This is a genomic window from Actinomadura physcomitrii (assembly GCF_008923205.2).
In the GTDB taxonomy this organism is placed as follows: domain Bacteria; phylum Actinomycetota; class Actinomycetes; order Streptosporangiales; family Streptosporangiaceae; genus Spirillospora; species Spirillospora physcomitrii.
In genome coordinates, this window is sequence record NZ_WBMS02000011.1 from 201563 (window position 1) to 213904 (window position 12342).

The following is a 12342-nucleotide window of genomic DNA, read 5'->3' on the forward strand; positions in this document are numbered from 1 at the left end:
GCGTATGGACGTCTTCGGTGTGCACGAGCGGCTGATCGAGGACTACTCCGAGTTCACCGCCTCACTGGTCCAGGTCCGGGACGCCGAGATCGCCGAGCACATGGCGAACGAGGAGCGGGACAAGGTCCGCTGGCCCGACCCGTGGCTGTCCCTGAACCCGAACTTCGAGCCCGGCGGCACCGTCGACGACCTGGTCGCCGAGGACGCGCCGGACGGCGGCAAGCTCCTGCACCCCGGCTGCGCCCGCTACTTCCGTGCCCGAAAGGACAAGGACGACCCGGGAGAGCGCACCCTCACCCTGCACCGCCATCAGCGCGAGGCGATCGTGGCGGCGCGCGAGGGCGACAGCTACGTGCTCACCACCGGAACCGGATCGGGCAAGAGCCTGACCTACTTCGTCCCGATCGTCGACTCGGTCCTGCGCGATCCCGAACCGGGCCGCATCAAGGCGATCGTCGTGTACCCGATGAACGCTCTGGCCAACAGCCAGTGGAACGAGCTGGAGAAGTACCTCACCTACGGGATCGCTGCCGACGGCAGGCCCGTCACGTTCGGCCGCTACACCGGGCAGGAGCGGCAGGACGAGCGCGACCGCATCCTGCGCACCAAGCCCGACATCCTGCTGACCAACTACGTGATGCTGGAGTACCTGCTGACCCGCCCGGTGGAGCGGCTCCAGCTGATCGGCGCGGCGCAGGGGCTGCGCTTCCTGGTGCTGGACGAACTGCATACCTACCGGGGCCGGCAGGGCGCGGACGTGGCGATGCTGGTGCGGCGGCTGCGGGAGGCGTGCGCCGCACCGGACCTGCAGTGCGTGGGCACGTCGGCGACCATGGCGACGGAGGCGACGTTCGCCGCCGCGCAGGAGCGGGTCGCCGGGGTCGCGACCCGGCTGTTCGGTACGCGGATCAAGCCGGGGCGAGTGATCGGCGAGTCGCTGCGGCGCGCCACCGTGCACGCCGCCCCGTCGCGCGACGAGCTGCGCGCGGGCATCGCCGCTGCGCTGGAGCGGGGTGATCGCGGCTACCACGAGCTGGCGCGCGACCCGCTCTGCGGTTGGATCGAGTCGACCTTCGGCCTCGCCGAGGAACCGGCGGGGCCCGGGGAAGACCACGGGCGCCTCGTCCGGCGCCGTCCGCAGACCCTCCCCAAGGCGGCCGAGCGGCTCGCCGAGGCCGCCGGCGAGCCGGTGGAGCGCTGTGTGAAGGCGATCGAGGAGGCGCTCCGGCAGGGGGCGCGCGAGCGCCACGAGGTGACGGGCTGGCCGCTGTTCGCGTTCCGGCTCCACCAGTTCCTGACCAAGGGCGACACCGTCCACGTCAGCCTGGAGCCCGAAGGCGTACGGCACATCACCAGCCAGTACCAGGTCAGCGTTCCCGGAGACCGCGACAAGATCCTCTTGCCGCTGGCGTTCTGCCGCGAGTGCGGGCAGGAGTACCTCGTCGTCGCCCGGTCGAGGAAGTCGGGCACCGTCCGCTACACGCCGCGCCAGGAGCAGGACGCGGCGGGCGGCGACGAGGCGAACGGCTACCTGTACGTCAGCTCCGACCATCCCTGGCCGGTCGAGGATCCCATCGGGGCGGGCCGGCTGCCCGACTCCTGGTACGGCACCGACGACAGTGGCGCCGACTACGTCCTGCCGAGCCTGCGCGACCACCTCCCGCAGGAGGTCTGGGTCGGGACGGACGGCACCGAGCGCCCGCCCGGCGAGGGCCTGCGCGCGGCCTACTTCTCCACCCCGTTCCGGTTCTGCCTGCGCTGCCGCGTCTCCTACGCGCAGACCCGCGGCCAGGACTTCGCCAAGCTGGCCTCCCATGCCGCGGAGGGCCGCAGCTCGGCCGTCTCGGTGATCAGTTCCAGCGTGGTGCGCAGCCTGCGCACCCAGGAGGGGCTCGGCAGGAGGGCCCGCAAGCTGCTGACGTTCGTCGACAACCGCCAGGACGCCAGCCTCCAGGCCGGGTTCTTCAACGACTTCGCGCAGGTCACGCAGGTGCGGGGCGCCCTGTACCGGGCGGCGGACGCGGCGGGGGAGCGGGGCCTCACCCACGAGACCGTCGCGCAGGAGGTGGAGCGGGCGCTCGACCTCGAGATGGAGGCGTTCGCGCAGAATCCCCGCGTGAAGTTCAGCCAGAAGGAGAACGTGCGGAGGGCGCTGCGGCAGGTGCTGTCCTACCGCCTCTACGCCGATCTGGAACGCGGCTGGCGCGTGACGATGCCGAACCTGGAGCAGACCGGCCTGATCCGTTTCGCGTACGTCGACCTGCCCGAGATCGCCGCCGACGAGGAGAGCTGGCGGGACGCCCACCCCCTTCTGCGTGGCGACGGGCCCGCGCACCGGGAGGAGATCGCGCACATCCTGCTGGACGAGATGCGCCGCCAGCTCACCGTCGACGTGGACGTGCTGAACCCGGACGGCCACGAGCGGCTCCAGAACCTGTCCGACCAGCTTCTCAAGGGTGTCTGGTCGCTTCCGCCGCGGGAGCCGAGGATCCCGGCCCGGACCGTCTACGCGGTCCCGTCGGGCCGCGGCGGCAGCAAGGACAGCGTGCACTTCACCGGCCGCAGCGCGCTCGGCCGCTATCTGCGCCGCCCGCGCGAGTTCGCGTCCCCGCTGTCCGTCGACGACGCCCAGGCGGTCATCCGCAGCCTGCTGCGCGTGCTGGAGGAGGCGGGCCTGCTCGCCGTCGTCGACGAGGGGCGCGACGGCGCGCTCGGCTACCGGTTGAAGGCGTCCGCGCTGGTCTGGCGGGCGGGCGACGGCCGGTCCGGTGCTCCCGACCCGCTCCGCAAGGTGGTGGACGACGGCGCCGGCATCCGGGTCAACGCCTTCTTCCGCGACCTGTACCGCGAGACCGCCGGTCTGCTGGCCGGGCTGGAGGCCCGCGAGCACACCGCCCAGGTCACGGTCGAGGACCGCATGCAGCGCGAGGAAGCGTTCCGCGAGGGCGAGCTTCCGCTGCTGTACTGCTCGCCCACGATGGAACTGGGCGTGGACATCTCCGACCTCAACGCCGTCGGCATGCGCAACGTCCCGCCGACGCCGGCGAACTACGCGCAGCGCGCCGGACGCGCCGGGCGCAGCGGCCAGCCTGCGCTGGTGACCACGTACTGCTCGACGGGCCGCGCCCACGACCAGTACTACTTCCGCCGGTCGGACCTGATGGTCGCGGGCAGCGTCGAGCCGCCCAAGCTCGATCTGACCAACGAGGATCTGCTGCGTTCCCACGTCCACGCGATCTGGCTCGCGGAGACGGGCGCGTCGCTGCACTCGCGGATGGGCGACGTCCTGGACGTCTCGGGCGAGGAGCCGACCCTGGAGATCAAGCCCCATCTGTGGGAGCAGTTCGCCGACGAGGGCGCCCGGCGCCGCGCCGTCGACCGCGCGGAGCGCATCATCGCCGGCCTGGCCGGCGGCGACGACGGCGGGCCCGGCGGCGGCGCGGCGAACATTCGCGATACGTCGTGGTGGTACGAGGACTGGGTCCGAGACGTGGTGCGGGGCGCCGCCGAGCGGTTCGACGCCGCCTGCGACCGGTGGCGGCAGCTGTACCGGGCCGCGCTCGCCGAGCAGCGGGAGCAGAACCGCCGGGTCGTGGACGACTCGACCGACCCCAAGTCCCGCCGCCAGGCGCAGCGCCGTCGCATGGACGCCGAGAACCAGCTCAAGCTGCTGAAGAACGAGCCGACCGGCGGCTCCGGCGACGGCTCTGAACGCGAGCGGGAGGTCCAGTTCAGCGACTTCTACACCTACCGCTACTTCGCCTCCGAGGGCTTCCTGCCCGGCTACTCCTTCCCGAGGCTGCCGCTCGCCGCCTACATCCCGGGCGAGCGCAGGCGCGGCACCTACATCCAGCGGCCCCGGTTCATCGCGGTCGGCGAGTTCGGGCCGGGCGCGCTGATCTACCACGAGGGCGCCCGCTACCAGGTCGCGAGCGTGCAGGTCCCGGCGGGCGCGGAGGCCGGCGAGGTCGGCACCACCGAGGCCCGCATCTGCGGTTCGTGCGGGTACTGGCACGCCCGGCAGGCGGGCGTGGACCGCTGTGAGGAGTGCGGCGCCGGACTCGGCGGCGTGCTGCCGAACCTGATGCATCTGCAGACCGTCCACACGGTGCGGCGGCAGCGGATCTCCTCCGACGAGGAGGAGCGGCGCCGCGCCGGGTTCGAGCTGCAGACCGTGTACCGGTTCAGCGCGCACGGGTCCCGCCCGGGCCGGGTGCACGCGGACGTGGAGAACGACGGCGTCCCGATCGCCGAGCTGGTGTACGGGGACGCGGCGGCGGTCCGCGTCATCAACCGGGGGCGCCGCCGCCGCAGGGACGCGAGCGACATCGGGTTCTGGCTCGACCCGGTCCGGGGCCGCTGGCTCAGCGAGTCCCGCGCGGCCGACCTCACGCCGGAGGACGCGGAGCTCGGCGCGCTGAAGGACGCCGTCCGCGCGGTCAAGGTCGTCCCGTTCGTCGAGGACCACAAGAACATCTGCGTGTTCCGGCTCGCCCGCCCGGTGTCGGAGACGGAGGCGGTCACCCTCCGGTACGCGCTGGAGCGCGGGATGGAGGCGCTGTTCCAGTTGGAGGACGCGGAGCTGACCAGCGAGTGGCTGCCGGACCCCGACGGGCGCGGCCGGATGCTGTTCGTGGAGAGCGCGGAGGGCGGCGCGGGGGCGCTGCGGCGGCTGCACGACGAGGGCGGCCTGCTCGCCGAGGTGGCGAAGAAGGCTTTGGGGATCATGCACGTCGAACCGGGCACGCTCGACGATCTCGGGTCGGCGCCCGGCGCCCGCGAGCGCTGCGAGCGCGGCTGCTACGACTGCCTGCTGTCCTACACCAACCAGGGCTTCCACCAGCTCATCGACCGGCACGCCGCCGTCGGGGTACTGGCGGAGCTGGCCGGGTCGTGGACGCGGGCGCGCGGCGCGCAGCGGGGCACCGCCGAGGAGTACGCCGCCGGCCTCGCGGCCGATTCCGGCAGCGGCCTGGAACGCGAGTTCGTCACGTTCCTGAAGGAGAACGACTATCGTCTGCCTGACGAGGCGCAGCCGCTGATCAGCGATGCCCTGGCCCGCCCCGACTTCGTGTACCGGACGCCCGCCGGGCCGGTGGCGGTGTTCGTGGACGGCCCGCCGCACCTGTACCCGGCGGTGTGGGAGCGCGACGTCCAGTGCGAGGGGCGGCTGCTGGACCTCGGCTGGCTGGTGGTCAGGTTCGGCGGCGACAAGACGAGATGGAGCGAGATCGTGGGCGAGTACCCGAGCGTGTTCGGCGGCGGACGGGGCGGCGCCCGATGACCGCGGCGGCGTTCGCGCCGGGAGCGCTCGTCACCGCCCGCGGCCGGGAATGGGTCGTCCTGCCCGACAGCACGCCCGGGTTCGTCCTCGCGCGCCCGCTCAACGGCGACGGCGAGTTCACCACGGGCCTGTTCCCGGGCGAGGTCGAGCCCGCGAGCTTCCCCCGCCCCACCGGCGACGCGGACGACATCGGCGACAGCGTCGCCGCCGGGCTGCTGCGCACCGCGATGCGGATCGGGTTCACCTCCACCGCGGGGCCGTTCCGGTCGCTGGCCGCGATCGCCGTGGAGCCGCGCCAGTACCAGTTGCTGCCGCTGCTGCTGGCGCTGCGGATGGACGTGGTCCGGCTGCTGATCGCCGATGACGTCGGCATCGGCAAGACCGTCGAGGCGTCCCTGATCGCCAAGGAGCTGCTGGAGCAGGGCGAGGCGGAGCGGCTGACCGTGCTGTGCTCGCCGGCGCTCGCCGAGCAGTGGCAGGCGGAGCTGCGCGACAAGTTCGGCATCGACGCGGCGCTCGTCCTGCCGTCGACGGTGACGCGGCTGGACCGCGACCTGTACCCGGACGAGTCGCTGTTCGAGCGGTACCCGTACACGGTGGTGTCGACCGACTTCATCAAGGGCGACCGGCGCCGCGCCCAGTTCCTGCGGTCGTGCCCGGAGCTGGTCATCGTGGACGAGGCGCACACCTGCGTCCCGGCGGGCGGGGCGGGCGGCGTCCAGCGCCAGCGCCGCTACGACCTGCTGACCGAGCTGTCCAGGGACCCGGACCGGCACCTGATCCTCGTCACCGCGACGCCGCACAGCGGCAAGGAGGACGCCTTCCGCGACCTCATCGGCCTCCTCGATCCCGAGCTGGCCGAGCTGGACCTGGAGACCGAGAAGGGCCGCGACCGGCTGGCCCGCCACTACGTGCAGCGCCGCCGCCGCGACATCCGCCGCTACCTCGACGAGGACACCCGGTTCCCGCAGGACCGGCTGACCTGGGAGGCCGACTACGAGCAGTCCGGCGACTACGCCGACCTGATGCGCGACGTGCTGTCCTACGCCCGCGAGACGGTCACCGACACCTCGACCGGCGAGGTCCGCCGCCAGGTCCGCTGGTGGTCGGCGCTGGCGCTGCTGCGGTCGGTGGCGTCCTCGCCGCGGGCCGCCGCCGCGACGCTGGAGGCCCGGTCGGCCGCGGCCGCCGCCGAGACGGTCGCGGAGGCGGACGCGCTCGGGTCGGCGGGGGTCCTGGACTCCCTCGACGACGACCCGATGGAGGGCGGGGACGTCGCGCCGGGCGCCGGCGACGACGAGCTGTCCGGCGGTGCCCGCGCCCGGCTGCGCGCCATGGCCGCCAGGGCCCGTGAGCTGGAGGGCGCGGAGAAGGACGCCAAGCTCGCCACGCTGATCGACGAGGTCAAGGCGCTGCTCACCGACGGCTACGACCCGATCGTGTTCTGCCGCTACATCCCGACCGCCGAGTACGTCGCCGCGCATCTGGCGAAGGCGCTGAAGCGGTCGGCCGCCGTCGACGCGGTCACCGGAACCCTGCCGCCCGCCGAGCGCGTCGCCCGCATCAACGCCCTCACCGCGCAGCCCAAGCGGCACGTCCTGGTCGCGACGGACTGCCTGTCGGAGGGCGTCAACCTCCAGGAGCACTTCCGCGCCGTCGTGCACTACGACCTCGCCTGGAACCCCACCCGCCACGAGCAGCGCGAGGGACGCGTCGACCGGTTCGGGCAGCGCGCGTCCCGCGTCCGCGCCGTCACCATGATCGGCCTCGACAACGGCATCGACGGCCTGGTCCTGGACGTGCTGATCCGCAAGCACGCCGCGATCGCCAAGGCCACCGGCGTCGCCGTGCCCGTCCCCGAACGCAGCGAGACCGTGATCAACGCCCTGGTCGAGGGGCTGCTGCTGCGCCGCGACGACGCCGACCAGCTCACCATCCCCGGCGTGGCGGGGGAGAGCACCAAGCGGCTGCACCGCCAGTGGGAGAGCGCCGCCGCCCGCGAGTCCAGGGTCATCACCAAGTACGCCCACTCCGGCGTCAAGGAGCTGGACGAGGTGCGCAGGGAGGCCGTCGAGGCCCGCACCGCGCTCGGCCGGCACACCGACGTCGCCCGGTTCGTCCGCGAGTCGATGGCCGCGCTCGGCGGCGCCGTCCAGGTGGACGAGCACGGCTTCACCGTCCAGACGCAGGGCCTGCCGATCGGCACCCGGCACGCCCTCGGCCTGGTCGGCGCCGCCGACGACGAGTCGAAGGCCCCCGAGCTGGCGTTCGTGCGCGACCTGCCCGTCCCGCCGGGGCAGCACGCCCTCGTCCGGACCGACCCGCTGGTCATCGCGCTCGCGCGCTCCGTCGTGGACGCCGCGCTCGACCCGCGCCTCCCCGACAAGCAGCGGCCCGCCCGCCGCTGCGGCGCCATCCGCACCACCGCCGTGACGGCCCGCACCACGCTGCTGCTGGTGCGGTACCGGTTCCACCTCACGCTGCCCGGACGCGCCCGCACCCGCGCCCTCGTCGCCGAGGACGCGCAGATCCTCGCCTACCGCTCCGGCCCCGACGGCCGCGAATGGCTCGACGACGCCGAGGTCACCGCGCTGCTCGGCGCCGGCCCGGACGCCAACGTGCTCCCCGAGCTGGTGACCCGCGCCGTCGCGGCCTCCATCGCCGAACTCGGCGACCCGCCCGTCCCCGGCGAGCCCGCGCCGCCCGGCGGCGTCCAGGCCGACCTGGACGCCCGCGCCGCCGGCCTCGCCGACCGCCTCAAGGACGCCCACCGCCGCGTCCGCGCCTCCGTCGGCGCGGTCCGCCGCGGCCTGGACGTCCGCCCCCACGACCACGCCGACGTCCTCGGCCTCTACGTCTACCTGCCCGCCGGAGGAGCCCGGTGACCTCCCCCTACACCGCCGTCACCGTCGAGGGCGGCCTGCTGTCCGCCGACCTGATCGAGCGGATCAGGTCCGCCGACCGGGACCTGCCCGGCAACCGCCCCGAGGACTACCACCTCGCCGCGGGCGAGCGGCTCGGCGAGGCCGCCAGCCGCAAGTGGGAGTACCTCAAGGGCGCCTACGCCGCGTTCCGCGACCGGCTCGCCGCGCTGCCCGACAGCGACCCGGCCACCACCGAGACCCGCGAGCGCTGGCTGCTGCGGCTGTTCGACGAGCTCGGCTACGGGCGCCTCACCTACCTGCGCGGCGGCATCGCCGTCGGGGACAGGACGTACCCGATCTCGCACCGCTGGGGCGAGCACGTCGCCGTGCACCTGCTCGGCTGGCACGCCGACCTCGACCGCCGCACCGGGCACCGCGGCGAGTCCGCCCGCGCCCCGCAGTCGATGGTGCAGGAGTTCCTCAACGGCAGCGACGCCCACCTGTGGGGCGTGCTGTCCAACGGGCGGCTGCTGCGCATCGTCCGCGACTCCAAGACCCTCGTCAGCTCCGCCTACGTCCAGTTCGACCTGGAAGCCATCTTCGACGGCGACCTGTACCCGGAGTTCGTGCAGCTCTTCGCGATGCTGCACTCCTCCCGGCTCGAGCCGCTGCCGCGCGAGGACGGCGGCGAGCCCACGGTCGCCGACTGCTGGCTGGAGCGCTGGCGCGACCACGCCATCGAGACCGGCAGCCGCGCCCGCGAGCAGCTCCGCAAGAACGTCGAGAAGGCCCTCAACGAACTCGGCACCGGCTTCCTGGAGGCCAACCCCCCGCTGCGGGAGGAGCTGACGTCCGGGCGCCTCACCCGCCACGACTTCCACCACGAGCTGCTCCGCCTCGCCTACCAGCTCATCTTCCTGTTCGTCGCCGAAGGACGCGGCGCCCTGCTCCTCCCGGACCCGCCGGACGCCACCCCCGGCGAGCGCGCCGAACTCAACGCGGCCCGCGACCGGTACACCAAGTACTTCTCGGTGGAACGGCTCCGCCGCATCGCCTCGCGCCGCCGCGGCGACCGCCACCCCGACCTGTGGCGCACCCTCGTTGTGGTGCTCGACGCCCTCGGCTCCGACGAGGGACGCCCCGAACTCGCCCTGCCCGCCCTCGGCGGCCTGTTCTTCCGCGCCGGCGACCCCCTCGCCGACGGCGCCGGCGACGGCCCCGCGCCCGACCTGCTGCGCGCCTGCGAGCTGACCAACGAGCGGCTGCTCGGCGCGATCCGCCTGCTCACCACCTTCAAGGACCGGAAGGGGCGCCTGCACCGCGTCGACTACCGCCACCTCGACGCCGAGGAACTGGGCAGCGTCTACGAGTCGCTCCTCGAACTGGAACCCCGCCCGGACTGCGCCGAAGCCGTCTTCCGCCTGGAGGAGCTGCCCGGCAACCAGCGCAAGACGACGGGCTCGTACTACACGCCCACCGCGCTCATCGACGAGCTGCTGAAGACCACCCTCGACCCGGTCATCGACGAGTACGCCAAGGACCGCAACCCCGACGACCTCCTGAAGATCACCGTCTGCGACCCCGCCTGCGGCTCCGGGCACTTCCTCGTCGCCGCCGCCCGCCGCATCGCCCGCCGGTACGCCGCCCTCTGGAACGACGAGGAGGAGCCGACCCCGGCGACCATCCGCGACGCCATGCACAAGGTCGTCGGACGCTGCCTCTACGGCGTCGACCTCAACCCGATGGCCGCCGAACTGGCGAAGGTCTCCCTGTGGCTCGAATCGCTGCAGCCCGGCCGGCCGCTCGCGTTCCTCGACACCCGCATCAAGGTCGGCAACTCCCTCCTCGGCACGACCCCCAAGCTCCTCTTCCAGGGGATCCCGGACGAGGCGTACAAGGCCATCGGCGACGACGACAAGAAGGTCATCACCGATATCCGCAGGCAGAACGCCAAGGAGCGCGGTCGCCAGCTCTCCCTTCACGACGAGGGACTCTTCGACCTGGGGCAGCCAGAGTCCGACGACACGGCCGTGCTGACCGAGCAGGCCACCGCCCTCAACCGGATGCGGATCACGTCGATCGCCGACATCCGCGAGCAGGCCCGCCGCTTCCGCGCCCTCCTCGGCTCCCCAAACCTCGCCCAGCGTAAGCGCGTCGCGGACGCCTGGTGCGCCGCGTTCGTGTTCCCCAAACAGCGGACCCCGCGCCCCATCACCACCGCGACCCTCAAGATCATGGGCGGCGACGAGACCGCCCGCGACGACTTCCCGCAGGCGGCGCCCACCGAGGAGATGGAGCGGGAACTCACCGAGATCACCAAGCGCTACCAGTTCTTCCACTGGCACCTGGAGTTCCCGGACGTCTTCCGAGTCGGCGACGACGAAGCCCGCGACGCCAACCCCGACACGGGCTGGCAGGGCGGCTTCAGCTGCGTCCTCGGCAACCCGCCCTGGGAGCGCGTCAAGCTCCAGGAACAGGAGTTCTTCGCATCCCGCAGCGACGAGATCGCCACGGCCGCCAACGCCGCCGCGCGCAAGAAGCTCATCAACGCGCTCAAGGACAGCGACGAGCCCACCGACCGATCCCTCTACGCCGATTTCCAGGCGGAACTGCGCAAGTCGACAGGCTGGAGCCAGATGCTCCGCTCGACCGGCCGCTACCCGCTGACCGGACGCGGCGACGTCAACACCTACTCGGTCTTCGCCGAGACCGCCCGGACCATCATCGCCACGCGCGGACGCAGCGGCCTGGTGCTCCCCACAGGCATCGCCACCGACGCCACCACGGCACCCTTCTTCGGCGACCTGGTCCGTAACAGCAAGCTCGTCTCGTTCCTGGAGTTCGAGAACGAGGAATTCCTGCTCAGCAAGGACGTTCACCACAGCTTCCGCTTCTGCCTGCTCAGCACGGCCGGCCGTGAGACACGGATTGAGGAGGCCGCTTTCTCCTTCGGCGCCCGCCAGATCTCGGACATCGAGAACCGCCGCTTCACCATGCCGCCCGAAGACATCCTCCTACTCAACCCCAACACAGGAACAGCCCCGCTGTTCCGCTCACGCCGAGACGCGAAGATCACTCTCGAAATCTACCGGCGCGTGCCGGTCCTGTGGCAGGAAACGCCTCGCAACAACCCCTGGGGCGTCTCCTTTATGGCTATGTTCCACATGGCGAACGACTCGGGCTTGTTCAAGAGCCGGGAGGAACTCGAGTCGCAGGGATGGGTCCTGGAGGGGAATATATTCATTCGTGATGATAATCGCATGCTTCCTCTTTATGAGGCGAAGATGGTCCATCATTTTGATCATCGACTTGGCACTTACGAAGGTCAAAGCATGGCGCAGGCCAATATGGGGACTCTGCCACGCCCAGGCTTGCGGGAGAAGGAAAACCCATATTATCGATCCCTTCCGCGCTACTGGGTCGATGAAAGCGCTGTGATCGATCGACTGAAAGATCGTTGGGGCAAGAATTGGCTGCTCGGCTGGCGTGATATCTGCCGCAGTACAGATGAGCGGACACTCATCAGCTCCGTCTTCCCGCTGTCTGCGGCACCTGATGGCACGCTGCTGATGTTTCCGACTATCGGCGACGTTGGCTGCCTTTTGGCTAACCTAAGCTCTCACGTCTTGGACTATGTCGTTCGACAGAAGAGCGGCGGAACTCATCTCAAGTACTTTACGGTGAAGCAGCTTCCAGTCCTGGCGCCGAAGCGTTACCGGGATCGGCTTCCTTGGGACGGCTCCATCCCCGGCGCCGCGTGGATCGAAAGCCGTGTGCGAGAGTTGACATTTACGGCCTGGGATGTCAAAGAATTTGCTCGCGACATGGGAGACAAGGGGGCCCCATTTGTGTGGCATGAAAATCGGCGGTTCGCCATGCGGGCCGAGTTGGATGCCGCCTACTTCCACCTCTACGGCATTGAGCGGGACGACGTCGGCTACATCATGGACAGCTTCGGGGCCTTCCGGCGCAACGATCCCGAGCGGTTCGAGCGGACGAAGGCGCTGATCCTGGACGTGTACGACGCGATGGCGAAGGCGATCGAGACTGGGGAGCCGTACAAGACGATCCTCGATCCGCCTCCGGGGCAGGGACCACGCCACCCCGAGCGTTGAGCGGGGGCGGCTTCGTTGACTTGTGGCGGGGGGGGGGGTTGGGGCCACAGCAAAAACACACCCCCCCCCCAGCAACAAA

The 12342-nt window shown here is 71.5% G+C and carries 3 protein-coding genes; all 3 read left to right on the top strand.

Features of this window, described 5'->3' with window-relative positions; translation table 11 throughout:
- The first annotated feature begins 4 nt into the window (after positions 1 to 4).
- From F8568_RS16450 to F8568_RS16460, 3 genes are read left to right on the top strand one after another with little or no spacing between them, the layout of a single operon-like run.
- A complete protein-coding gene (locus tag F8568_RS16450; RefSeq protein ID WP_151594417.1) occupies positions 5 to 5284 on the top strand; it encodes a DEAD/DEAH box helicase in 5280 nt (1759 codons plus the stop codon).
- Positions 5281 to 8169, top strand: a complete 2889-nt coding sequence (locus tag F8568_RS16455) for a helicase-related protein (RefSeq protein WP_151594418.1) — start codon at positions 5281 to 5283, stop codon at positions 8167 to 8169. The genes F8568_RS16450 and F8568_RS16455 overlap by 4 nt, the downstream gene beginning before the upstream one ends.
- A complete protein-coding gene (locus tag F8568_RS16460; protein WP_151594419.1) occupies positions 8166 to 12263 on the top strand; it encodes an Eco57I restriction-modification methylase domain-containing protein in 4098 nt (1365 codons plus the stop codon). The genes F8568_RS16455 and F8568_RS16460 overlap by 4 nt, the downstream gene beginning before the upstream one ends.
- Positions 12264 to 12342: the final 79 nt, after the last annotated feature.

What these genes read in the sequence shown, in the direction of transcription:
- F8568_RS16450 (WP_151594417.1), top strand. Translation starts at nt 5, where the DNA reads ATGGACGTCTTCGGTGTGCACGAGCGGCTGATCGAGGACTACTCCGAG.
- F8568_RS16455 (WP_151594418.1), top strand. Translation starts at nt 5,281, where the DNA reads ATGACCGCGGCGGCGTTCGCGCCGGGAGCGCTCGTCACCGCCCGCGGC.